The following is a 24936-nucleotide window of genomic DNA, read 5'->3' as shown; positions in this document are numbered from 1 at the left end:
AATAAAGGTTTTGATGGTAAGCAAATACGATGGATTCAAGGATTTTGCTGCTCAAGAGCAGTCCTTGAGGGAAAAATATCCAAAAATTTCTGTGATTACAGTAAGTTTTAACCGGCTGGAGGAATTACGGGAAACATTTTCTAGCATCATTTCTCAGACATACAAAAATGTAGAATATATCATTATTGATGGTGGTTCTCAGGATGGTACGCTAGATTTCCTACACAAAAGCAATGAAAATATATCCTATTGGATTAGTGAAAAAGATGCTGGAATTTATGATGCCATGAACAAAGGAGCCTTGGCGGCTACTGGGGATTGGATAATTTTTATGAATTGCGGTGATAAATTTTTTGCAGAAGATACGCTGGCTAAAGTTGCAGAATATCTTGATAATTCAGTGGATGTTGTTTATGGCAGAACTGAATATGTTGTTAACGATAAATATGGATATCATACCTATCAGCGTCAGCCATATAATTTATCTATAATCTGGCGTGAAATACCTACTTGTCATCAGAGTATTTTTGTTAAAAGAGAACTACAAGTTAAATATCTCTTTGATACGTTCTTAACTTGGTGTGCAGATCATGATTTCATCGCCAAGGTTTACGTTGCTGGCTATCATTTTCAGGAAGTTCCTGTAATTATATCTAAATTTGATGGATCAGGAGGAGTGTCTAGAGATTTATTGAGCTTTACTAAAGAGCGTTGGTCTATTTGTAGAAAATACTTTGGCAAATCTATTCAGCAAGAGTTGTATTTTGTTAATGAATACAAAAGTTTTTGGTTGCAGAAAAACATCATTAGTAAAATTCGTGAGATCCTTCCTAGTCAATTGATTCTTGCTTTACGTAAACATAGAAAAATATATTGATTAATATGGCTCATTCTAAGAATATTGGAGTCTATTTTTCAGCGAATGATGCAGTTTATGATTGGACGATCGCTTTTCTCAATAGCTTCAGAACCTTTAACCCAGATTTGCAGCTGATTCTGATTCCCTTTAATGATAAGTGCGATCGCCTGTTTAATTTGAGTGATATTTATAAATTTGAGGTATATACTGATTCATTTTTTCTTCGATTAGAGGTAATTGGTCAGGCATTTGAGCTAGGCTACACACCTACTGGCCCTTATTGGTTCAGGCGATATGCTTCTTTTTGGGGACCATTAGAACATTTTATGTACTTAGATGCCCGGCAAATCGTGCTAGCGGATCTCAAACCTTTCATCGAAGCAGTAGAAACCTACGGATTTGACTTCTTACATTATGATTGCGCCATTAATCAAGTTTACGAACCAGGAGAATTTCGCCAAGAAGCGTTAAGACAAGGTCGAGGTCGCGGTTTTAATTCCGGTCGTTGGGCTTCTCGAAAAGGACTATTCTCAATAGAAGAGTTTGAAAAACTAGCAGAGAGTGCTTTGAAAATACGGAACCAACTCAATCCTCGTAATACAGATCAAGCCTTTATTAACTACTGCTGCGACACGAAACCCTTGCGCTATGGGCATTTTGCAGAAGTGATTGGAGGCATCTGTCAAAACGGGTGGGCAAGGCAATCAGGAAAAATTTACCTAAAAGATGGGAAGTACTATTTGTGGGATTATGGCGGTTTAGACCATAAAAAGCAGGTAGTTATTTTGCACTGGGCTGGTTATCAATTAAATTCATTAATGCCTAGTAAATATTTATTTTATAAATACTTTTTAATTGATAGATCTATTTTTGATTTATTGTTTATTGTTTGTAAAAATAGTTTCTACTACTTATTAGAGTTTCCCATTCAAAGCTTGAGAAAAAGGCGCTTTTTAAATAATATCTACCACAAAATAGCCAACTCTATAATCAAACCCAAAAAGGCTGGTACATAATAATTTTGATGAAAATAATATCTTACATTCATCCCATTCGCACATATCTACCCTGCACAGGAGTAGGTCGGCATATAAATCATATTTTGTTAGGTATTAAAGCTAGAAAAGAGGTCGAACTAGAACTTTTTTTTTCACAACAATGGCTTGGAAAAGATAATAAGCTAGACCCGCGTTGTCCCTTACGGGAACTACCGAAGTATACTTTCCCTACATTAGAAAATTTTACTGAGCGTACATGGAAACTATTTGGTTACCCACGTATGGATCGATATTTACCAGAACAAACAGACTGGCTCTACGCACCAATGGAAACTTATATACCAGTGTCAAAGTGTCCAGTTGCTGTCACAATTCATGACGTACAAGCATTTGAACCAAATTTACCTTGGTCACATACTTGGCAGCATCAATTGTTTCGCTACAAATGGGGGCGTTGGGTACGTCGTGCTTTATCTGAATGCCGGGTCGTTTTTACTGTGTCGGAATTTTCCAAGCAGCGAATGGTGGACTTACTAGGGGGTGATCCGCAAAAGATTATAGTAGTTGGAAATGGTGTTGAGCAGTCTTTCTTTGATATTGCCTCAAAAAATCCAAAAGATTTAAAGCGACCAATCGAAGCTCCATATACTTTAGTAGTTGGTGGCCTACGTCAAAAAAAAGGAGGTGATTATGTCCTCGCTGTCGCAGAGGCTTTGCTAAAGCGCAACAGTAACTTAAATATCGTTGTTGCTGGTGAATTAGAAGCAAATTACATTGAAGCTGCTAAATCTTACTCTAATATTACCTTGTTGGGCATGGTTTCAGATGAGGATTTACCCCAGCTGCTACGCAAAGCAACATCCCTGTTATTTCTTTCTCTCTATGAAGGATTTGGTATGCCCGCGCTTGAAGCAATGGCTGTAGGTATTCCAGTCATTGTTTCCAACAAAGCCTCTCTGCCAGAAGTTGTTGGAAATGCTGGGATTATTGTTAATCCAGAAGCAACTGAACCCATCGTAGAAATCCTTGTAAATTTGACAGAAAATAGTCATCTTGCCGAAGAATATGCTCAACGAGGGCGCAAACATTCAGCACAATATACTTGGTCGCAATGTGTAGATCGGGTACTAACTGCTTTACAGCAATTTGCTTAACACTAACACAGTAACTATGGCTCTCAAAGTTGTCTTCTGCTGGGCTGATATCTCTGGCTACATGGCAGCCTGTTGGCGAGCTTTGCATCAATTATCAGAAATTGATGTATTTGTTATTGCCTTTCAAGCTCGTACTGAAACGGCATTTTCTGACCAACTGATGCAAGGTATTCCCTGCCGGCTTTTAGATCTACAGGAAAGACAGGATGCCAATTTCATTAAACGTTTAGTGTTGTCAGAATCTTCCGATGTAATTGTTCTTTGTGGCTGGTTACACAAACCTTATCGTCAGCTGGCGTTTGCGTCTGAATTTAAAGAAGCAGCCATAATTATGACTATGGATACCCCCTGGTGGGGTACTTGGAAGCAGCATCTAGCCCGTTGGTTTCTCCACTCTTACTTACAACGGATAAATAGTGTTGTCGTTGCTGGAGAACGTAGTTGGCAATATGCCTCACGTTTGGGAATTGACTCAGCAAATATAGTACGTGGAGTTTATGGTATTGATTACGATGCCTGGTCTCCATTATGGAGACAACGGCTAGAATCTCAATGGCCGCGTTCCTTTTTATTTGTCGGTCGCTATGTGCCGGTGAAGGCAGTTGATGTATTAATAGAGGCTTATCAACTTTATCATTCCCAAGTATCCAATCCTTGGACATTGGTATGCTGTGGACAAGGGGCGTTGGAATCACATCTTCAGGGAAAACAGGGAATTGAGAATCGAGGATTTTTACAGCCAACAGAAATGCAAGCCGTATGGCAATCAGCAGGCGCTTTTATCTTGCCCAGTCGGTTTGATCCTTGGCCTTTAGCTTTGGTCGAAGCTGCCGCAGCTGGTTTACCTATTATTTGTACTGATGTCTGTGGTTCTGCGGTTGAGGTAATTCGACCTTGGTATAATGGGTTGATTATACCGAAAGAAAATCCAAAAGCTTTAGCCAAGGCAATGCTTACTTTACATCAAAACTATCTTGAGCTACCAATTTGGGGAGAGCGATCGCAACAGCTAGCAGCACCGTACGCCACAAATATTTGGGCAACTCGTTGGCTGCATTTGATACATGGCGTACATCAGATGAAAACAGTCAAGCAAAATACCACTAATCTGGTTTCTGGAAATTTGGTATGAGTTCTAAAGGATGACTTCAGATTTTACTAGTAGACTTCTTGACCTCATTTTTAGCCCTTATGGCTTAGTAGGTATTGTCATTGGTGTAATAGTTTTGGAACAAGCTAGACGCTCCCGCCGTTTAGCTTGGTTATTATTCTCATTTTGCTGTTACGCGGCCTCACTAGGAAAGTTTAAGGATGAGTGGATACCCGAGCCACCACCTCTAGTTGTTCCCTTGCAGCAGTTGCGCGATATGGGTCGCCCTCTAACTATAGTTCTTCTCGTTTTGCTGATAGTACTAGGAATGCAAACGCGCAATGGATGGCGAAGGACACTGATTCCACAACCAATCTACTACTTGATAGCATTTCAGATAGCAGTTTTTGCCAAAATCTTATTGTATGGCGACATAGGCTTTGGGTTACTTGCTTTGCTTACATTTGTGGCTCTTGTACTTATGTTCAAATTAGGGCCTTCACGTTGGTTGCAGGATGAATACAATTTCCACTTAGGTGTTTGGTCACTTGCGATGGTTGGTGCCATCTTTGCGATTTCCTGTGCTTATCAAGGAAGATTCAATATGCAGGCAATGACATTTGTGCAAGGAAGATTCTTGGGAACTACTGGTAATGCACAACATGCGGCTGCTCTGTTAGCCGGCACTATTCCCAATTTGATCTTCCTTATAGAAAGCCGTAAAAAATGGGATTGGATAAAAGCTTTATGGATTGCTATTTTACTTCTTATAGCTTACTTTTTATTCTTAACAGGTTCCCGAACTGGTGGAATTATGGCAGTAAGCTCGATTTTATTCTTTTATCGTAATAGAGGTGGTTCTTTGCCAAGGCTAGGCTTGTTTATTGGTGTTTTATCTGCCATAGTATTTTACTTTTTAAAAACTCCAGATGCAATTTCTAATAACGCACCGGAAAGCAACAGGTTTGTTTCGGGTGGAAATACACGTGAAGGAGCATGGTCTGGGATGTGGAGTGGTTTCAGGAGTAATCCACTCTTCGGTTCTCCCTTGCAAGGAGATCGGTTGGTTTTTGGTGAAAATTCTTGGTTAGCTGCTGGAGACACTACAGGTTTGGTGGGATTTATACCTATAGTAATGGTAGGACTGGGGTGTTTGAAGATGATGTTTGAACTTCATAAATTAAGTAATAGAAAGCCTAATTATTTTTTACAAAGTAGTACTGTTATTGCGGGTTTGACAGGTCTTTTAGCTGGAAGCTTTTCAGAAGCTCTTCTCTTAGGAAATTTATCTTTTTCTGTCTTTTCATTGCTTATGTATTTGTCACTAGGAAAATATTTACTTGATTTGGATGTTATACAAAATCAGTACCTTTTACGGCAGTCAACACAAAATCAAAATTCTAAATAAAATTTGTATTATTACCAAAATTTTTTACCTATTAATTCTTCATTAATGAAAGTCCTCCATATTATTCCTTCTGTAACAAAAGTGCGTGGTGGTACTAGTCAGGCTGTTTTAGATATGGTAAAAGCATTGCGATTAAATAATGTCGATGCTGAGATTGCCACCACGAATGATGATGGTGATACCTTACTGGATATTCCACTTGGAAAACGTATTGAATACAATCATATTCCAGTTTGGTTTTTCCAACGTTTTTCACCAAAGATCAGAGCAGTCAGGGAATTTGCATTCTCTAGTGAGTTGACACAATGGCTTTGGCACAATATTTTTAGGTATGAGATTTTGCATATTCATGCTCTATTCTCCTATCCATCTACAATCGCAATGGCGATCGCTCGCCTCAAAAATGTTCCTTATATAGTAACTCCGCATGGTTTACTATGTGAGTGGTCTTTACAACAAAGTAAACGTAAAAAGCAAACTTACCTTAAACTCATAGAGCAAGCAAATCTTAATAACAGTCAGGCTATTCACTTTACCTCCCAAAAGGAAAAGCAAGAAGTATCCCAACTTAAACTGCACCCAGCCAATTTTGTGTTACCCCTGGGAATGTCTTTACCAACCCAGATTTCCGAAGCTCGCCAACGTCTGCGGCAACAATTTAATATTCCACCAGACGAACCTATAATTTTATTCTTGTCTCGGCTGCATTATAAAAAAGGTTTAGATTATCTGATTCCTGCTCTCAGTAAAATTACACAGTATAGATTTACTTTCATACTTGCAGGTAGTGGTACTTCGGATTACGAAGCCCAAATAGAATCTCTGCTTGTCTCTAACAGATTGCGCGATCGCACTCGTGTTGTTGGATTTGTCGAAGGGGAGACAAAGGATATATTGATGCAAGGTTCAGACCTTTTTGTTCTGACCTCTCACTCTGAGAATTTTGCTGTCTCAGTTTTAGAGGCATTATCTGTAGGTGTTCCTGTTCTCGTTACTCCTGGTGTAGCTCTAGCTTCTGTTGTACAACAAAACCAACTAGGTTATGTTCCAGAAATGGATATAGCAGCGATCGCCGATGCTTTAGAAGATTATTTAAACAATACTCAAATTGCTAAAAACATGGGTGAGCAAGCTCGCCAGATGATATGTGAAAAATATACTTTAGAAAAAACAGCCTCACAAATGAAAGAGATTTATACAACTGTTCTGAAAAAAGCACCTCTTACTGTTTTGTTTTAAAATTTATTCACTGTCTATTTGAGAGATTTATCAACAATTTACTCGTGTCTGCAATTTTGTTAAATTTGTATGTATTTAATTTATGTTAGATAAAATTACCCCACTAATTCTTACCTATAATGAAGCATCTAATATCAATCGAACACTACAAAAACTGAATTGGGCAAAAGAGATTATTATTGTTGATAGTTATAGTAACGATGAAACTTTAAAAGTTATAACATCCTATACCCAAGTGAAATTATTACAAAGAAAATTTGATACCCATGCTAAACAATGGAATTACGGGTTACAACAAATTAACTCCGAGTGGGTATTATCTCTAGATGCAGATTATGTTGTTTCAGAAAAATTAATTGAAGAAATCAAAGGATTACCTGAAAATTCACCAATAGATGGTTATTTTGTTAAATTTAAATATTGTGTTTTTGGTAAACCTCTTAGGGGTACTATACTCCCTCCTAGACAGGTTCTCTTTAATATAAACAAATCTATTTACATTGATGATGGTCATACCCAACTCCTACAGGTGAAAGGGAAATCAGCAATATTATCCAGCTATATTTATCACGATGATCGCAAATCTCTTAGTCGTTGGTTATGGGCACAGGATCGCTATATGCTGATTGAAGTCGAGAAATTATTGAGTACTCCGGTAAGTAAATTAAGTTGGGGCGATCGCATCCGCAAACAAAAATTTCTTGCCCCTGTCATTATCTTTTTCTACTGCCTGATTATCAAAGGTGGAATTCTTGATGGGTGGCATGGTTGGTACTATGCATTTCAACGCGTATTAGCAGAAATTCTTCTGGCAATTCGTTTGATTGAAGCAGAGCAATTAAAAGAAGAAACATGAAGAGAAAATTTCATTGGCAATTCAAAAAATATTTGATTTTAGTTCTAGGAAGTTCTCTTCTGTCTTTACTGCTCATCATTCCGCTACGTTTATTAATTGCCCAATCCCTAGCTCCTCAACCGCAAGCTATCCTTACCCTTGGCGCTTGGACAGATCGAGAAGAGACTGCTGCTGAAATCGCCCGTTGGAATCCTTCTTTAGAAGTTTGGGTTTCTTCAGGTACCCCACCTGAACTAGTAAAACCGATTTTTCAGGCTGCTGGTGTATCAGAAAGCCGTCTTCATCTTGATTACCGTGCTATTGATACAGTTACAAACTTTACCACAATTGTTCCTGAATTTAAGCGTAAAAGTATACACCACGTTTACCTAATTACTTCGGATTTTCATATGCCTAGAGCAAAGGCGATCGCTATCTTGATTCTTGGTAGCCGAGGTGTTGCATTTACTCCCATTTCTGTACAATCAGAACAATCGAAAAAAGAAACTATTTTTCCTGTTATTCGCGATATGGGGCGATCTCTACTTTGGATTGTCACAGGTTATACAGGAGCAACCGTGAAAAGTTAGAATAAAGTACTTTTTGTCAAACAGTTAAAATACTCAAAATATTTTTAATAAAAATGATAATCGCGAATGAAGAAAGGGGAGATGAGGCTAGAGTTCCTAGCCTCATCTCCCACTCTTTTTGACTATTATCGTCAAAATTATTGTCGACTTAACATAGATGTAGATGTGAGTTCAGTAAACTAAAAAACCGTAGAAGGAGTCATATTCTTTGTCGGGTTCATAGCATCAGAATCGACAAGAGTGACTTGAGGTAGGCCATTGAAAAGTTTAACAACATACACAGAACCTGCCTTCCTTGCACGTAAAGTCAGAGTTCCTAGTTTATTATCAATTTTTACCCTGATGTCACGGTCATCACCTACATTTGCCCAAGTAGTTACTAGCCAACGGTCTTCACCGACAATTTTACGTGCTAGGACACGAGCCGTGGGTATTGTGATAGATCCCCATATACCTGGTACTTGTTTTGTTTGACCTTCAGCAGGGAATTCCATTGCTGGCAATAGTTTAGTGTAACTTTTGTACGGATGCAGATTTGGACCAGACAGCAGATCTCCATTACGCAGATACTCCTCTAGATGTGAGAACAACGCATGAACATGACCTTGTACTGTTAATTGCTGAATTAGTGTAGGAGTTGTTGTCCCAACGGCCTTGTTATGGTAGAGCGACTCCCATATCGGTCCACTACATACAAAATAAGTACCCACAGACCCGACTGCTCCTGCCGTGTAGTAAGCCTTCATCATACCCATAAACCTATCTGGATCAGAGATTGGCACTTCGCCTTCCGAACCCATACTTACCCAAGGATAAGTAAATTTCTGTCCAAGATTGATTGCTCCAGATATATTGTTCAATGCTTGTGTCAAGGCATCCCACGGCACCATACTGTTGTACGATACACCACTCCAACCAGAGTTATGAAAATTGTGATACATCTCGGGAGACGTATAATCAGACACAATAGGTTTACGAGAAGAGTCTAGAAAATGCTCGTACAAGAACATATACCATGACCAGCCAGCCCATCGACCACGTTCAGTACCATATTGCTCCTGATACCAGGAATATACAGGTCGAGACTGCAAGTAACTAAATAATTTCTCCTTCAGGACTCCTTCTTGTCGCGCCTTGTTGCGAGATATATAAACAAACCAGTCATTCAGACCAGAGTTAATAAAGTCAGCTTTTACTTTAGGATCTTGTCCAAAGTACTGTTCCGGATCATTGTCGCCAAGAATCCAAAGCCCAGTCTCACCCTCATTAAGGACTAATTTGATAGGCTGTCCAGCAGATTTTTCTAACTGACCTAGCCGTTGACCATAATAATCGCCGATAATTTGAAAAGCCTCATTCGGTGCAGCAGGACTAACTATTGGTCGACCACCATTGAGAATGATATTTCCATTCTTGTCACGTAACCAAGTGTTTGGCGGTAGCTTAGGAAGGTCAGCGTTACGCCCATCATAGTTATCATAAAATCTATATACACCTCCTACAATAGCTATAGGTTGGTAGCGACCAGGATTAGCTAAGGCGACTTTGGACAAATCCTCTTTATCTATTGGTAGTCCATATCCCCAGTAATTGGCTAACTCAGTGTAAATTTCCTTAGATGGTCCACAACTTGCGTGACCTAAAGGTAACAGTGTATTGCCCTGTTTAAAGATAGGTCGAGGTGCAGCCCTGAGATGATCTAATGGAGTAGATTGCTGGTTGAGGATTGGGTTCGGAGTTGGTGTTGGTGTTGGCGTTGGCGTTGGTGTTGGTGTTGGCGTTGGCGTTGGCGTTGGTGTTGGTGTTGGTGTTGGCGTTGGTGTTGGTGTTGGTGTTGGTGTTGGTGTTGATGTGGCGGTAACAGCAACAAAATTGATGTCACGAAAATAGTTGCTATTACGGTAGGAGCTATTCGGGAAATTTCCGCGAGTTGAGTTATACACTCCATTATTACCGTCAGCAACTGAACTAAGATTTCCATTGGCTATGGAACTAGCTAGTTGATTTTCTGTGTAGGCATAATGGCTATTCGCGTTCACAGAAACAACATAAGTTGTATTAGCTCGAATACTCAATGGTGTACTCAGAGCCTTTTGCTGCCAACCAGAAGTAGTCTCGTTAGTAAAAGTGACGCTGGCTAAGAGAGTTCCTGTTGCTGACCAGATTTTACCAATATGAGTTCCTGTCTCGCTGGCAGGTTTCCAATAGCGAATGGAGTTAATTTGCCCGTCTCTGGTACTGCGGAATTTCATCCCTAATTCGTAGGGAGCGCCATCAGTCTTGGAAATATTAGGAACTTGAGTTGTAAAAACTGTACTTGTGGATGAAGTTGTCTGTGCTAATTTTATGTCGGTTAAAAATTTCTTTAGACTACCACTCTGAACAGAGTTAGTGTCCTTGTCTTGGACTGTGATTGAATAGGTTGCTGTTCGAGATGTATTCGTTGGGACTAGGCTAGCTGCATTGGTTGGAACAGCCCCAAAGACAACAGCCCACAAGAGAACAGTAGGAGAATAAATTACTCTCAGAACATTATTGAAAAGCTTCATAAAATCCTCATCCACCAACTATTTTGATGTTGCAAACACATTTCTATCTAAATTCAAAAGTTCAGTAGTATTTAGGTATACACACTGAAAAATTGAATCGCATGAAAGTATTAACTACCTTTGGCAGCTTTTCAACAATTGATTGCTTCTAGTAAGCCATAAAAATTGCTTACAGAATAAATTGGCACCGAAATCTTAAATTGTGACTAACACTAAGTTAAATCAGTGAAAAAACCAGGTTGTCAAAGGTGGTTTTAAATACGATCGCATAAATCCAACAGATGCTGTGAACAGTCATTACTGTTACCTCTCAATAAACCTGAAATTTTCTTGTTTCGCCTGGGTAAATTTACCATAATTTCATATATTGTCAAAGAAATTACAGTTAAACTACATAAATTTCCTTGAACTGAAAACCCTACAAATCACAGTCAGCAATGCTTTGGTAAAGAAAAAATTTTAAATTTATAGTACCGATTTAATGATTTTTTTTACTGTGTAGTACGTGCTTCGACATGAAGTATTTATGAAGTGTGTCGTTTATGTGAAAAGATAATAGGAGATTTTTTTGTGAAACAGATAAGTTAAATTTATGAAAATATGGGCAAAGTTATTCAAATTTCAACTTACAAAATATTTGATTTTGACTCCAGTAATTTTTGTCCTGACAATACTATTGCTCATTCCTGTAAGACTAGCGAACTGACAAAAGCCCTCCGGGCATCCAAGAAACAGCGCTTGCGCTATCGCCTATCACCAGTCCCCTCAACCTCAAGCTATTCTGACCCTCGGCGGTTGGACAGATCGGGAAAATTCTGCGGCTGAAATAGCACGTTGGTATCCTGATTTAAAAATTTGGGTTTCTTCTGGTACTCCACCTAAATTAGTAAAACCAATTTTTCAAGCTGCGGGTGTATCAGAAAGCAGACTTTATCTGGATTATCGTGCTGTTGATACAGTTACTAACTTTACTACCCTCATCCCAGAGTTCCAACAACACGGTGTTCAGCACTTATTTTTGATTACTTCAGATTTTCATATGCCGAGAGCCAAAGCGATCGCAACTCTCGTCCTGGGTAGTCAAGGTATTGCTTTTACTCCAATTGCTGTACCATCAAATCAACCCCAAGAATCAACTATCCGGATTATTCGCGATATTACTCGCGCCCTCTTGTGGATTTTTACAGGGCGTACAGGAGCAAGTCTTAATCCTGCTTTTGATTAACGACAAATATGCGTTTAGATAAATCAGTCAACAGTTGAGTTGATGCAAAAAGAAGCAACATGATCAAGAATATGTTGAGTTGTGCTGCCTGTTGACCCCATCTACAATTATCATTAACTGAATTGTATTGAAATATGGGAACTCAGCCCCTTGTTTTAGATAATTGAGTCAGCATTCAAACTTCAACTTTAATGGACGTTTATGGAAGAAATACTCAACTTAAAATCTTTATTGTTACAAGGTAACATCACGGAAGCATTAGCTATTGTTGAAGAATTAGAAGAAATGAGCCGTGAAGATAAAATTAATAATATCCGCAGCTATGCTAAAGTCTTGCTACTACATCTCATTAAGCAAAAAGCTGAGGAGCGAACAACCCGGTCTTGGGATGTATCAATTCGCAATTGTGTTCGGGAAATTCAGCTAAAAAATAAACGACGTAAGTCAGGAGGCTCTTACTTAACATCAGAAGAGTTGCGATTGGTTTTTGAAGAAGCCTATCCCTCAGCTTTAGATAATGCCTCTTTGGAAGTAGAAGAAGGAAGATATGAAGTAGAAGAGTTAGAATCAAAAATTGATCAAAATGTTATTATTAATCATGCCCTTAACTTAATTGCATAGATTTACATAGTGCATAATTTCTACACATATAGCTAATTCCCCCAGATTTTCATATGCCTAGGGCTAAAGCGATCGCAACCATCATCTTTGGTAGTCAAGGTATTGCTTTTACTCCAATTGCTGTACCATCAAATCAACCCCAAGAATCTTCCGGATTATACGAGATGTTGCTCGCGCTCTCCTGTGAATTTTTACAGGCTATACACAAGCCAGTATGAATCCTGCTAGTAATTAACTATAAATATGCGTTTAGATAACTATACTCTTGGTACTTATACTCCTGGCGCTCCTTACTTGCAACAAGTTTTGTGGTACTTTTTAGGGTCACCCTTGGTTGAAAGTCGTTGGCTTCCCATGTCAGCCTTAAAGGTTTGGGTACTCCGCAGATTTGGGGCAAAAATTGGTCAAGGCGTTCGCATTAAGTCTGGGGTGCGGGTGAAGTTTCCTTGGCGGTTAACTGTAGGCGATTATGTTTGGATTGGGGAAGATGCTTGGATAGATAATCTTGCCCATGTCACCATAGATAGTCATGTTTGCCTATCTCAAAATGTTTATCTTTGCACAGGTAATCATGATTGGAATCATTCTGATTTTCAACTGATTACGGCTCCAATTCATATTCAAGAAAGTAGTTGGATTGCGGCTAAGTCAGTGATTGGCCCTGGCGTGACTGTTGGTCGGGGAGCAGTTCTGACTTTAGGTGGAGTGACGGGGCGCTCTTTAGAACCGATGATGATTTATGCAGGTAATCCTGCTGAACCTATTAAGGAACGGAAGAAGGGAGTAGGAAGTGGGGAGTAGATTTATTTTTAATGTATTTAGGACTGCCATATCAAATCATAATTAGCGATCGCCTACTTTCTTTATAAATCTCCATAATTGAATTTAAAACTTATTATTAATAGCAATTTTGATAAAAATATAACTTTTGTTGCATTTTTTTAAATTAATTGCTGTGTTCTATTGCAGTTTGTAAATGTTTTTTGTAAGCAGGAGGATTATTCCTTTAGACTGAATCTCAACTGATTCAAGTATTGGGATAAGCGCAAATGCATTCGATCAATGTATTGTGTCACGAATTTGTAGTTGCTGTATCCTTTGTTGCTTGTATTGCTGGCCTACTGTTACTGTGGGATCGCAAGCAGCCAAAAGATAATCTAGAAGAAACAGAGAAAATTCTCTTTAGAATGAGCTTTTCTTATTGGCTCGTTTACTGTGTGGCATTCGGCATTGAGAAGATGATTTTACCTGACTGGGAAACTCTACTCATGTCTGTGAAAATAACTACGGCTTTGTCGTATTTTTTGACTTTTTCTTGTATTCTGAGTTTGCCGCTACATAAATTCGCAGTCCGCCATATTGAAGAATAATCAATAGTCAACAGTCGTTGAACTGTAAACAAGAGACTATGGGGCTGATTAATTTTTCATGGCGATCGCTAGTGTATCTTTGAATGTGTCCTGATCTAACGTGGTCAGGATAAATACCTCTTGTACTGTCTTACCCTGACGGGCGATTACTTTGTAGCCACCACGAATGGGTACAGACACACGCAGTTGCATTTTGGGACAATGACCCTTTGCACGTCCAATCACTCCTGGCGTGACAGTTTGAATCCCATGCTGTTGACAGAGGCGTTCTAAAATTGGGATGAGACCAGAAATATGAGTTGAGTGATTCCAGACTAATCTACCGTCTTTGTGAGCAGCGTCTTTATTGGCTTTACCCATGATATTTAAGCCGCTTCCAAAGGAGCCATTGTTAAACCAGCACGACGCAGCTGTTGATGATACAGTTCTGCTGGTTCTTGGGGTCCTACCCAAACAATGGCTTGTCCTTCGTAATGTACCTGATTAGTCAAATCCCACGCTAGATCACCCGTCATTCCGGGAATATACTTCATCAAACACTCAGCTACGTGTTGAAAAGTATTAAAGTCGTCATTTAACACGATCACCTTATAATTCGGATAAGGCTTACGGGTAACTTGATTAGACTGTTCAGGCGCTACAGTCGGTGACGTACCCGTTGCGTAAATAGCTGCTGAAAGTCTTGTAACCATAAAACAGTTAGCCAACAGAATTTTACAAAACTACACTATAAATAACTAGTTTAGTCTATTGTCTGGAGACTGGGGAATAGGGGCTAGGGGCTAGCGAATGCCAAACTCTTGAAAGATGCGTTGGTAGCTAGTGCGTCCTAGTTCTTCAAATTCGCTGCGTTCTTCATTACTGAAAGTAGTAAACACTTTTTCCCCAGCATCCTCAAACTTTACTTCTAATCGCCCATTGTCAAAAAAGAAAGTTTCACCATTATGGGTGAATTGTACAGCTTTGACGTTCCCATTTTCAAACCAGATGATTAATCCATCGCCTAATTCGGTGAGGTATTCTGCTGCTTGTACAGGGCGATTGTTAAGTATACAAGTTGTGTAAGTTATATCGCCTTCAACCTTGCTATTTTCTTGGCAACCTTCAGTTAGTTGTTCTAAAGCCTTCATGCGAGTGTCATACAAGGCTTGAGGATTTGTGGTGTCAATATTGTTGGTGGCTTCCTCATTCTTGATGACATTGCCATTATCGTCGTAAGTAATACAGTCATCGGGAATGCCGTCCTTGTCGTAATCGATACGGTAACCGTTATCTTTGCCATCATTATTGCAATCGATAGCTTGCCCAATAGTTGTGCCAGTTTTCTGGGGTGATGTGGTTTTTTTCTGAGATTTGCTGGACTCAGTAGATGGCAAGTTTGGGGCAATTTTAGAGACTGCAACACTGTGAGTTACAGTAGGTGCTATGGAAGAATTACCAAGATTTGGTTGTGATGAAACTTGAGATTCTTGACAACCTAGTAGAACTCCCATTATCATAAAAATTATAATTTGCAACCGTATATTTAACATATTTGTTACTGACAGATGTAATGGGACACAGTACTAAAACTGCTTGCGGAGATAGTTCAATAGCAGTGGTGCTGAAGCGTTACTTAGGAATGTGGATTTAATAAAATACAGAACCTCACCCCCCAACCCCTCCTTGGTAAGGGGAGACTTTGACGCAAGTCAAAGGCGGGGTGAGATCAAAAACTAGACTTGCATGTTATTTAATTCATATTCCTTATCTTAATGCGACTGATCATACATTTAGAATGTGGGAAACACTGGAAAATAACGACTCCAGGTTGAATTTACGGATAGATTGACACTCTAAACTGAATCATTCTCAAATTAAATTTTCCATCGCCTGTTGTAAATCATTGGTCAAATCAGCAACAGCTTGCCTCGCATTTAATCGATTTTCTTGATACACAGGATAACGCTCAGATACTGATATCGGCTCACCGATGGTAATTTTCACCCTTTGCTTACCTAGTTGGGGAAGTTGGGTGGCTTTATCACCTTTAATTCGGGCAATCATCTTCCATAAAATTAAAGTTGTCTCCGCAAACCTTTCTACTGTGGGTTTTTCGCGGATATAGCTGCTAGAAACCGCCACAAAACTTTCTACTAATCGCATATGCCACATTCGGGAATTGGCTTCGTTGGCAACGCGATCGCCTAAGGCTTTCTCTACAGGTGATAATGTTTTGATATCCTTATACTCTTCTCTAAATATATAATTCCAGCCAGCTTGCTCTACCCGCCGACAGCGATCGCTTAATTCACCTTTCGGCTGTAAGTTAAAATACTGTTCGGATATTTGTAAGGCTGTATTTAATAAAGCTTGCAACCGCATGGCTAAGATTTCATTACGATTACTGGTTTCTGTTGCCGTTGTTTTGGTATCCGGCAAAGTTTGATGATAAAACTGCGTATAAAACTTTTCCATCAAAGAAAGTAGGTGTTCAGCTAAAGTTAATAACCTGGGATACAGCGATTCTAAACAGGGATGCTGACTTTGTTCTTTGGGATTCACCACTAAACCACTAGCCGCTTCTAATTCACTTAATAAATCTGCGATCGCCTTCCAAGGAGCCGCCACATAACTATATTTCATCCCAACTGGTACAATTAAAACTTGTTCAGAGCGTCCTAGTTTCTGCAAGTCTTCTGCACACCAAAAGCCTAATTGGGAAATCCCTGGTTCCAAAGGACTGATGATCTCCGACAAACCATTGGTAGCACCTTCTGGCGCCGCCGCCATCGGGAATTTGCCATTGGCAAACAAGTCCCGCGCCGAACGTAACCCCGTCCAGTCAGCTTTACCCCTTTGAATGGAAGTCCCACCCAAATGCGAAGCAATCCAGCCGGTATAGGCACCAGCCCATAGAGGAATGCCGCGATCGTAGATAAAATGAGCATGAATTGGTAGTTGTAAGGCTGCATTCTGCTGGCGTGCTACTTTGGGCATAATTTGAGAAAACAAGTAGCCCAAACAAAACGGATCATCTGTTTTGGGATGACGAAATGCCAGCATAAAGCGGATTTTTCCCTCTTGAAACTGACGATAAAGATCCACCAAAACCTCTACGTTATCTGCTTCAATTTGGGTAATAGCTGTTTGCCAGTTAATCCAACTCGGTAGCAACAGATGAAAACCTCTCAAAATTAGAGGATTAAAGGCTGGGGGAATAAATTCTAGGGGTGCTTGTGCTTGATAAATTACATTTGACAAGGTAATTTGCTCCTGATGGATGGAAAATTATAAATTTAACCGATTACTTCTGGAAAGGGAAAAACACGATGCGACTGTCACAAATGTTATTCGTTACACTGCGGGATGATCCAGCTGATGCTGAGATTCCCAGTCATAAATTATTACTGCGTGCAGGTTACATTCGTCGCATCGGTAGCGGTGTTTATGCTTATTTGCCTTTGATGTGGCGAGTACTACAAAAGGTTTCCCAAATTGTCCGGGAAGAAATGAACGCCACAGGCGCACAAGAATGTCTTTTACCACAATTACAACCTGCTGAGTTGTGGAAAGAGTCGGGACGCTGGGATACCTACACCAAAGCCGAGGGAATTATGTTCTCCCTCATCGACCGTCGTGAACAACAATTAGGATTAGGGCCGACTCATGAAGAAGTAATCACGACTGTTGCCCGTGATATGATTCGCTCCTATCGCCAACTACCGCTACATTTATATCAAATTCAAACTAAATTCCGCGATGAAATTCGTCCCCGTTTTGGGTTGATGCGCGGACGAGAATTTATTATGAAGGACGGCTACTCGTTCCATACCGATGAAGCCAGCCTCAAGGAAACCTACCAAGATATGTACCAAGCCTATAGTAATATGCTCCGGCGTTCTGGGTTAGCATTTCGGGCAGTGGAAGCTGATTCGGGTGCAATTGGTGGTTCTGGTTCTACAGAATTTATGGTGTTAGCGGATGCTGGCGAGGATGAGGTTCTCTACACCGAAGATGGTAAATACGCCGCCAATGTGGAAAAAGCCGTTTCTTTACCCATTGATGCCGAAACTTCACCGTTTACCAGCTATGAAAAACGGGAAACACCAGGAACAGACACCATTGAAAAATTGTGTAATTTTCTCAAGTGTTCTCCCACTCAAATTGTCAAAAATGTCCTTTACCAAACAGTTTACGACAATGGCATAACTGTATTGGTGCTAGTGAATATTCGGGGTGATCAAGAAGTCAATGAAGTGAAATTACAAAATGAATTGACAAAACTAGCTACCAATTACGGTGCGAAAACAATTATTTCTTTAGATGTACCCGATGCCGAAACTCAAGCTAAATGGGCTAGTAAATCTTTACCTTTAGGTTATATTGCTCCTGATATTGGCAATGAGTATATTACTGCTAATAAACAATTGCATTCCCAGTTTTTGCGGTTAGTTGATCAAACAGTCGTTGACTTAAAAAACTTCGTTACAGGTGCCAATGAAACTGGCTATCACGTCGTTGGAGCAAACTGGAATGAGCAATTTAAGCTACCAGAATTAAAAGTAGATATACGCAAATCTAGACCAGGCGATCGCGCCGTGCATAATCCAGAGCAAACCCTAGAAACCGCCAGAGGAATTGAAGTAGGTCACATTTTTCAACTGGGTACGAAATATTCCCAAGCAATGAATGCAACATATACAAGTGAACAGGGTGAAGAAAATCCCCTATTCATGGGTTGCTATGGCGTGGGTGTATCCAGGTTGGCACAATCAGCCGTAGAGCAATCTTACGATAAAGACGGTATTATTTGGCCAGTTGCGATCGCACCTTATCAGGCGATCGTCACAATTCCCAACATCAAAGATGCTAAACAAGTAGAAATTGCCGAAAAACTTTACACTGAAATGAACAAAGCAGGTGTAGAAACATTACTTGATGACCGTGATGAACGAGCCGGGGTAAAATTCAAAGATGCCGATTTAATTGGGATACCTTACAGAATAGTTACAGGTCGGGCAATTAATAATGGCAAAGTTGAAGTAGTAAAACGCGCCACCCATGAAACCCAAGAAATAGCCATTGAAGAAGTTATTAATACACTCCAACAATGGATTAAAGAAGAAGTAGAAGCATAAAACACAACTCTTGTGGGGCAGGCATCTTGCCTGCCATAAATATGATTTTTTTTAAACTAAAATTTCCTGAAATTGCTATTGCCACTTACAGGTTATTATGAATTTTGCAGAAATTGAGTATCAAGATAAAGCAGAACTTACGCGTAATCAAGTCATCAATCTTTATGCACAATGTGGATGGTCATCAGCAGAGAAGCCTGAACAACTTTTATTAGCTCTTGGCAATTCGCACACAGTTATTTCAGCATGGCATCAGAATTTGCTAATTGGTCTTGGTAATGCCATCTCAGATGGAGCATTAGTTGTTTATTATCCTCATTTATTAGTGTTACCGTCATATCAAAATAGAGGTATAGGGCGCGAAATTCTAAAGCGGTTGCAAAGCCGTTATATTAATTTTCATCAGCAAATATTACTGGCAGTAAATAATGCTGTCCCATTTTATCAAAAACTTGGTTTCCAGCATTCACAGGGTGTCAAACCAATGTGGATATATGATGGCAATGATATTAATTTTTTTCAAAAAAATGATAAATCAGAGTAATATTGTTTGTCTTGCCTATTTTGGATTCAAAAGTTGAGGCAGATTTTGAAGTTTGAGATTATTCCAACTCTATAACCTACACTGCTTGTGCTTACTCAACTTCCGATTCATCCCGAATTTGGAAGTAGTAATAAAGGTTGGTAATAGTTAAGTCAGAAGTTTGCTGTAAATTTTTAGGAACTAGGGATTTTTCTTAGCACTGGCGATGGGATGGGATAGGCTCGATACTCAGCATTAGCTAGCCCATAATGGGCGTAAAAGCGTTTGCTGTTTTATAAATTCATTGCTTTGACTATATTTCAGCTATCTTGTCATCCCGTGAGGGTAATTTCTGTGACTTCTGGAGGGCAAAACAAGCATCCAGGCGGAAAAGTGCCCAGACCCCGATTGACATACAGCTTGTTAGCTCCCACCGGATACAATCCTGTGCCCATTCCCAATGCTTGACAACTTTAGGCCATTTGCCCAATATAGTAAAATTATCAGTATGCGATGATAATATTTCTTTCCCCTTTTATTGGAACGCCATTTACGTAAGTTTTCCTAGAATTATCTATACTATTGATCTCTTTTTTATTACTAACAGTACCTAGAGATTTAATTTCGGGCTGACTGGTTTCGGCCTGACTCGGATTTTTAGTAATATTGATTATATAAGCATAAGGATAATCTTCATGAGGTTGCCAATAACCTCCCAAAAGAGTCTCCGCCTGCCTCGGAGTTATGTCTTGTATAAGTAATTCTGTATCAATACGATGAAATCCTAAATCTGTTATTTCAGCCATTATCCTACTCCTTTATTTGATCAAATGATAGTTGATTGACAATATTAGAGGTTATGAAAAATCAAGTCAGGTTACTAAGTTGAAATGATATCTTAATTGATATTTTTATTTATAAAAGGGTTTTCTAAAAACTAAATTATCCTAAAGCAATAAATAAAATTTCACCTTTGGTAGTAGATTTTAGGTAGCTTTTGTTTTACCCTGCGATAGAAAGGGTTAAAAAAGTTCATCAAGAGACTATGAGACAACGCGAAGCTGAAAAAGATTTTATTTATCAAAAGCGTCAAGAAATTGAAATAGTAAAAAATGATTTAGCCTCTGGTGATAAGCAGGCAAGATGCCTGCTCTACAAAAAATTTGGGAATGTTTTTGAATTTGCAACTCCTTAACTGACTGTAATTACTGTTCCTAAACTCTCATTTGCCAATCTATCAACCGCACATACGGCATAGGTTCCAGCTTGTTGTACAGTGGCGAAAGTTGTACCAGCAGACAAAACCCGCTGAAGTATCCAAGTAGTACCAGTTTGGCGGTATAGAGTCCAAGAACGAACAGGCTGATTATCGCCTGGTTGCCAACTTAACCGACGATTGTTAACTTGTAGTTCTTTCGGGGGCGGTGGTGTAACTGTATTCTGCCAAGACATGGTAGGTACTATTGCAGGACTAGCATAAAGTGAATTTTGGAATCTGTCAGCAATGCCTTGACGATTTTGATTAATCGGAGTCATGCTGAAGAAAATATTTCCTAATGCTAGGTTTCCTACAAGGTTGCGCGTAATTTTTACTTGTTTATCAATTTCTTCATCTTTCCAGGCCTTACCATCGAGTTGACTAAGAGTATTACCTACATATATGTGTCGTCGTTGAGGATTAATTCCTGTCCACCATTGCAGTAAGACTGGGTAACTCTGAGCTGTTTGATCAGTGCGCCAATAAAGTTGGGGGGCCATATAATCAATCCAGCCTTGCTCTAACCATTTTTTAGCATCTGCATAAAGCACATTATAGGCATCTAAGCCAGTGATTCCTGGTGGTTGTCCAGGTCGATAAATCCCAAAAGGACTAATGCCAAATTTGACATGGGGCTTTGTAGCTTTAATTCCCTGAAATAGACGCAGCACCATTTGATTGACATTTTCTCGTCGCCAGTCACCTAAGCTAAGTCCACCACCTGTAGCCCTATATGCTGCGTAGGTTTTATCATCGGGGAAAGTCTGTCCTTGGATAGGATAAGGGTAAAAATAATCATCTAGGTGAATGCCATCCAAATCGTAGCGACTGACAACATCCATAATGACGTTATAAGCTCTATCTTGGACAATTTTGATTCCTGGGTCCATCCATAGCTGAGTACCCCACTGGTAAACTACATCGGGATTGGTTAAAGCTATATGGGGACGGGCATTGGGTCTAGCTGTGAGACTAGTTTTGGCGCGGTAAGGATTAAACCAAGCATGAAGTTCAATATTACGCTTGTGACATTCTGCGATCGCAAACTCTAAAGGATCATAAAATGGTTCTGGTGCTCTACCTTGAGTTCCCGTCAGCCAAGCACTCCACGGCTCTAATTGGGAAGAATATAAAGCATCTCCCTCTGGTCGCACTTGCAAAATTAAGGCGTTAAAGTTTAGGGTTTGGAGGCGATTGAGAATTTCTAGAAATTCCGCTTGCTGTTGGGCTACAGGAAGTCCCGCTTTGGAAGGCCAATCACTATTCCACACTGTTGTTACCCAGGCCGCGCGAAACTCTCGCTGATGACTGACACTTACAGTTCCCGACGTTGGCACGGCTAGCGGTGGCACTATGATAAAGTTGGAAGCTATTTTTTCTATCTGCCCCAAATACACCAAAGCTTGATATACCATCACTGATACTTCAGCGCGAGTTGCCGCTACAGTTGGGTTGAGTAATTTTACATTGGGATGACTCGCCACTAAATTTATACCAGTAGCAATAGCTACTTGACTTCTGGCATAACCAGGAATTTTATCTGCATCTTGATAAATTTGTGGTAAAGCACTCAACAAATCAAGTTTGATATCAGCCGCAATGTTCAAGCCATTGACCAAAGCAACTAAAACATCGCTGCGGAAAATTCGGTCATTGGGACGAAAACGCCTATCAGGATAGCCGATGAGAAATCCCGTTTCATAAGTTTTTTGAATGGCACTTATAGCCCAGTGATTAGCTGGGACATCCACAAAAGGAGTATATTTCCGCAACGGTGGCATTGTAAACACCGCCCCAATTATGGCTGCGAACTCAGCGCGAGTCACGGAATTATCGGGACGAAAAGTTCCATTAGGATAGCCATTCAAAATCCGCCGTGCTGCTAGGGCTTCAATGAATGGAAGCGCCCAATGGTTTTGAACATCAAGGAAGCGTGTAGTAGTAGATACCATAATAGATTGTAAGTAACTGTGCTTGGTTCTAATATTCTTTGTTAATTTAGCAACATGCAAGCGATATCGGATAAATTTTCACAGTTGCCCGATGACATATACAAGTGGCTCAGATTCAGTGCGATCAGCCTAACGGCATAACTGCGCTTACCGCATTATCGTAATGATTCGCTAAAATATGAAGTTACATGAAGTAATCCAGTATCTAGTCAAGTGCAAGTGAAAAAATTAATATTCTACTTATTATTTTTCCTGAGCTTATTTGGAGTTCTAGGATTTTCTTATGTTTCCTCTTACATCGCCGAAAAACCGCCTGTAGTTAGGTGTCAAGCAGATGCGTTTAGATCTGCCTCAGGTGAAAAATACTACACACATCCAGAAAAACTAGTAGTTCAACCTTGGCGCGGCCCGCACAATGTCTATGCTATATTTGCCATTCCCAATGGATATAGAAGTGACGGATTATTCACAGTATCAATCCGGGGAACTGAACTTTACTGTGGACAATTTTTCAATACTGGCAAAGTATTCACAGGAGTTGAACAGCCAAAATATTACACCATAATCAAGGGGCAATTAAACACTCGTATTGCTTTAAAGCTAATTGCTCAAGGCAAGTTAAATCAGTTAAAGCAAGCACAAAATTGGCAATTAGGTTACGTTAAATATCAGTCAAAAAGATAAATGAGGGGAATAATGAGGATAACATTTCCTATTCCTTAATCCCCACTCCCTAGATTTCACAAATCCATAACTTTGCGGTAATGTGCCTCAATTTGGGCAACCGTTTGAGACTTACGCTTTGTCTCCCATTGACTATGCTTAAATAATTCTTGCCGTAATTGATCAACATTAATTGTGGTAACTTGACCATCAGCCACAATTTGTTTACCATTCACCCACGCACTAGCCACAACATTTGCGGGACGTCCTAACACTAATAAACCAATGGGATCTGTCCGGGGAAGTAACGATAAATTAGTCAAATCATAGAGAACTAAATCAGCTTGTTTACCTACAGTGAGGGAACCAAGTTTATCAGCTACATTTAGTCCTTTAGCACCGCCCAAAGATGCCATTTCTACAGATTGGCGGGGAGTAATCCAGTGCTGATAATCTAAGTCTGTAATATTATGCAAAATAGAACCAATTTTAATGGCTTCCAGCAAATCCTGTGAATCATTACTAGAAGCACCATCACAACCAAAAGAGACATTTACCCCAGCTTGGCGATATTTTAAAATCGGGGCGATACCACTGCCTAAACGCAAATTACTTAAAGGATTGTGAACAACTGTAGATTGGGTTTGAGCCAGAATAGCAATATCATTATCACTTAACCAGACACAATGGGCTAAAGAAGTGCGATCGCTCAAATAACCAATACGTTGAAGATGTTCAACAGCAGTACAACCGTATTTTTCTTGGGCGAGTTTTTCTTGGGCCTTAGTTTCCAGCAAGTGAGAGTGACGACAAATATAATAGCGATCGCTTAACTCAATACATCCTGTAAATAAGGCATCGGTACACAGCTGAATCCCTGTAGGTGCAACTAACATACTCACACCCTCATCCGGGCGATGAAACTGCTTGATGACCTCTTCCATAATTTCCAACGTGGCCGCAGTTGAGCGAAAATAAGGCTCATGATTTTGTGCTGATTCCCCAGAGGGTATACCGGCGGTGAGGGATTCATCTTGAATTAGGGGCGCAATAAAAGCCCGAATCCCCACTTCTTTGTAAGCACGAACAGCCGTGGCGATGGTGGCTAACTCTTGTCCCGGAATTAACACCAAATGGTCTACCACACTTGTCCCACCGGAAAGTAAAGTTTCTACGGCTGTACCTAAAGCACTGAGATAAACTTTTTCTAAATCCAGGGGCGCAAAGTCATATAATTCTGCCAACCATAATTCCAAGGGAAAAATTGACATAATCCCCCGTTGCCACATTTCCGAGGAATGGGTATGAGCGTTAACGAAACCTGGGAGTAATAGCTTATTTCTCCCATCAACGGTAGTACCGATGACATCGAGGTTAGGTGCAATGGCAACTATCTTATTGTCTGCAACCTGCACATTTACGGTTGTGTAGGCATTTTCATCAGCAATCAAAACATTTTCGATAGTGAAATTCACAATTTAC

The 24936-nt window shown here is 39.9% G+C and carries 25 protein-coding genes and 1 pseudogene; 17 read left to right on the top strand and 9 right to left on the bottom strand.

What is annotated here, in order from left to right:
- Window positions 1-13 precede the first annotated feature (13 nt).
- From ACM0OT_RS06365 to ACM0OT_RS06330, 8 genes are all read left to right on the top strand, one after another.
- Window positions 14-877, top strand: coding sequence for a glycosyltransferase family 2 protein (locus ACM0OT_RS06365; protein WP_414563558.1), 864 nt, complete (start codon window positions 14-16; stop codon window positions 875-877).
- Window positions 878-882: 5 nt separating this feature from the next.
- Window positions 883-1875: a hypothetical protein gene (locus ACM0OT_RS06360; protein ID WP_414563557.1), complete on the top strand. Its 993-nt coding sequence runs from the start codon at window positions 883-885 to the stop codon at window positions 1873-1875.
- An 8-nt stretch (window positions 1876-1883) separates the two neighbouring features.
- Window positions 1884-3011, top strand: a complete 1128-nt coding sequence (locus ACM0OT_RS06355; protein WP_414563556.1) for a glycosyltransferase family 4 protein — start codon at window positions 1884-1886, stop codon at window positions 3009-3011.
- A gap of 16 nt (window positions 3012-3027) precedes the next feature.
- Window positions 3028-4143, top strand: coding sequence for a glycosyltransferase family 4 protein (locus tag ACM0OT_RS06350; protein WP_414563555.1), 1116 nt, complete (start codon window positions 3028-3030; stop codon window positions 4141-4143).
- A gap of 10 nt (window positions 4144-4153) precedes the next feature.
- On the top strand, window positions 4154-5509 hold the full coding sequence (locus tag ACM0OT_RS06345; RefSeq protein ID WP_414563554.1) for an O-antigen ligase family protein: 1356 nt from the start codon (window positions 4154-4156) through the stop codon (window positions 5507-5509).
- 45 nt (window positions 5510-5554) lie between these two features.
- Complete coding sequence (locus ACM0OT_RS06340) at window positions 5555-6748, top strand: glycosyltransferase (protein WP_414563553.1); 1194 nt, start codon at window positions 5555-5557, stop codon at window positions 6746-6748.
- An 82-nt stretch (window positions 6749-6830) separates the two neighbouring features.
- Window positions 6831-7604 (top strand): glycosyltransferase family 2 protein, encoded by a 774-nt coding sequence (locus ACM0OT_RS06335; protein WP_414563552.1) that lies wholly within the window; start codon window positions 6831-6833, stop codon window positions 7602-7604.
- Entirely contained in the window at window positions 7601-8173 is a 573-nt protein-coding gene (locus ACM0OT_RS06330; protein WP_414563551.1) for a YdcF family protein, read from the top strand. The genes ACM0OT_RS06335 and ACM0OT_RS06330 overlap by 4 nt, the downstream gene beginning before the upstream one ends.
- A gap of 179 nt (window positions 8174-8352) precedes the next feature.
- Here ACM0OT_RS06330 and ACM0OT_RS06325 read toward each other — a convergent pair whose 3' ends face one another.
- Entirely contained in the window at window positions 8353-10722 is a 2370-nt protein-coding gene (locus ACM0OT_RS06325) for a DUF4082 domain-containing protein (protein ID WP_414563550.1), read from the bottom strand.
- A 745-nt stretch (window positions 10723-11467) separates the two neighbouring features.
- On the opposite strand from ACM0OT_RS06325, the gene ACM0OT_RS06320 reads away from it, so the two are divergent.
- The 5 genes from ACM0OT_RS06320 to ACM0OT_RS06300 all read left to right on the top strand — a co-directional run bounded on the left by ACM0OT_RS06320 (window position 11468) and on the right by ACM0OT_RS06300 (window position 13938).
- Window positions 11468-11947, top strand: coding sequence for a YdcF family protein (locus tag ACM0OT_RS06320; RefSeq protein WP_414563700.1), 480 nt, complete (start codon window positions 11468-11470; stop codon window positions 11945-11947).
- Between the two features lie 201 nt (window positions 11948-12148).
- Window positions 12149-12568 (top strand): DUF29 family protein, encoded by a 420-nt coding sequence (locus tag ACM0OT_RS06315; protein WP_414563549.1) that lies wholly within the window; start codon window positions 12149-12151, stop codon window positions 12566-12568.
- 53 nt (window positions 12569-12621) lie between these two features.
- Window positions 12622-12786, top strand: coding sequence for a hypothetical protein (locus tag ACM0OT_RS06310; RefSeq protein ID WP_414563548.1), 165 nt, complete (start codon window positions 12622-12624; stop codon window positions 12784-12786).
- A 25-nt stretch (window positions 12787-12811) separates the two neighbouring features.
- Complete coding sequence (locus tag ACM0OT_RS06305) at window positions 12812-13369, top strand: WcaF family extracellular polysaccharide biosynthesis acetyltransferase (protein WP_414563547.1); 558 nt, start codon at window positions 12812-12814, stop codon at window positions 13367-13369.
- Window positions 13370-13617: 248 nt separating this feature from the next.
- Window positions 13618-13938 (top strand): hypothetical protein, encoded by a 321-nt coding sequence (locus ACM0OT_RS06300; protein WP_414563546.1) that lies wholly within the window; start codon window positions 13618-13620, stop codon window positions 13936-13938.
- A 48-nt stretch (window positions 13939-13986) separates the two neighbouring features.
- Here ACM0OT_RS06300 and ACM0OT_RS06295 read toward each other — a convergent pair whose 3' ends face one another.
- The 4 genes from ACM0OT_RS06295 to ACM0OT_RS06280 all read right to left on the bottom strand — a co-directional run bounded on the left by ACM0OT_RS06295 (window position 13987) and on the right by ACM0OT_RS06280 (window position 17181).
- Window positions 13987-14298 (bottom strand): DUF2103 domain-containing protein, encoded by a 312-nt coding sequence (locus ACM0OT_RS06295; RefSeq protein WP_414563545.1) that lies wholly within the window; start codon window positions 14296-14298, stop codon window positions 13987-13989.
- 5 nt (window positions 14299-14303) lie between these two features.
- The gene (gene clpS / locus ACM0OT_RS06290; protein ID WP_414563544.1) at window positions 14304-14630 is read right to left on the bottom strand and encodes an ATP-dependent Clp protease adapter ClpS; all 327 of its coding nucleotides are present in this window, start codon (window positions 14628-14630) and stop codon (window positions 14304-14306) included.
- Between the two features lie 90 nt (window positions 14631-14720).
- Window positions 14721-15437 (bottom strand): hypothetical protein, encoded by a 717-nt coding sequence (locus tag ACM0OT_RS06285; protein WP_414563543.1) that lies wholly within the window; start codon window positions 15435-15437, stop codon window positions 14721-14723.
- Window positions 15438-15789: 352 nt separating this feature from the next.
- On the bottom strand, window positions 15790-17181 hold the full coding sequence (locus tag ACM0OT_RS06280) for a 1-acyl-sn-glycerol-3-phosphate acyltransferase (RefSeq protein ID WP_414563542.1): 1392 nt from the start codon (window positions 17179-17181) through the stop codon (window positions 15790-15792).
- Between the two features lie 68 nt (window positions 17182-17249).
- On the opposite strand from ACM0OT_RS06280, the gene proS reads away from it, so the two are divergent.
- Both proS and ACM0OT_RS06270 read left to right on the top strand, forming a co-directional pair.
- Complete coding sequence (proS, locus tag ACM0OT_RS06275) at window positions 17250-19058, top strand: proline--tRNA ligase (protein WP_414563541.1); 1809 nt, start codon at window positions 17250-17252, stop codon at window positions 19056-19058.
- 97 nt (window positions 19059-19155) lie between these two features.
- A complete protein-coding gene (locus tag ACM0OT_RS06270) occupies window positions 19156-19602 on the top strand; it encodes a GNAT family N-acetyltransferase (RefSeq protein WP_414563540.1) in 447 nt (148 codons plus the stop codon).
- Window positions 19603-19913: 311 nt separating this feature from the next.
- Here ACM0OT_RS06270 and ACM0OT_RS06265 read toward each other — a convergent pair.
- Window positions 19914-20068 (bottom strand): annotated as a pseudogene (locus ACM0OT_RS06265) (metallophosphoesterase); the annotation flags it as partial.
- Between the two features lie 16 nt (window positions 20069-20084).
- Window positions 20085-20387, bottom strand: a complete 303-nt coding sequence (locus ACM0OT_RS06260) for a hypothetical protein (protein WP_414563539.1) — start codon at window positions 20385-20387, stop codon at window positions 20085-20087.
- A 239-nt stretch (window positions 20388-20626) separates the two neighbouring features.
- On the opposite strand from ACM0OT_RS06260, the gene ACM0OT_RS06255 reads away from it, so the two are divergent.
- Window positions 20627-20776 (top strand): hypothetical protein, encoded by a 150-nt coding sequence (locus ACM0OT_RS06255; protein WP_414563538.1) that lies wholly within the window; start codon window positions 20627-20629, stop codon window positions 20774-20776.
- On the opposite strand, the gene ACM0OT_RS06250 is transcribed toward ACM0OT_RS06255, so the two are convergent.
- A complete protein-coding gene (locus ACM0OT_RS06250) occupies window positions 20773-22791 on the bottom strand; it encodes a glycoside hydrolase family 10 protein (protein WP_414563537.1) in 2019 nt (672 codons plus the stop codon). The two genes, ACM0OT_RS06255 and ACM0OT_RS06250, sit on opposite strands and share 4 nt — an antisense overlap.
- Before the next feature lie 219 nt (window positions 22792-23010).
- Here ACM0OT_RS06250 and ACM0OT_RS06245 point away from each other — a divergent pair, with 219 nt between their 5' ends.
- The gene (locus ACM0OT_RS06245) at window positions 23011-23475 is read left to right on the top strand and encodes a hypothetical protein (RefSeq protein ID WP_414563536.1); all 465 of its coding nucleotides are present in this window, start codon (window positions 23011-23013) and stop codon (window positions 23473-23475) included.
- A gap of 56 nt (window positions 23476-23531) precedes the next feature.
- Here ACM0OT_RS06245 and ACM0OT_RS06240 read toward each other — a convergent pair whose 3' ends face one another.
- Window positions 23532-24929 (bottom strand): amidohydrolase, encoded by a 1398-nt coding sequence (locus ACM0OT_RS06240; protein ID WP_414563535.1) that lies wholly within the window; start codon window positions 24927-24929, stop codon window positions 23532-23534.
- Window positions 24930-24936: the final 7 nt, after the last annotated feature.

The organism is Anabaena sp. CCY 9613 (genome assembly GCF_963920895.1).
GTDB lineage: Bacteria > Cyanobacteriota > Cyanobacteriia > Cyanobacteriales > Nostocaceae > Cyanocohniella.
The sequence above is the reverse complement of the archived record's forward strand: the minus strand, read 5'-3'. Positions and strand labels throughout refer to the sequence as shown.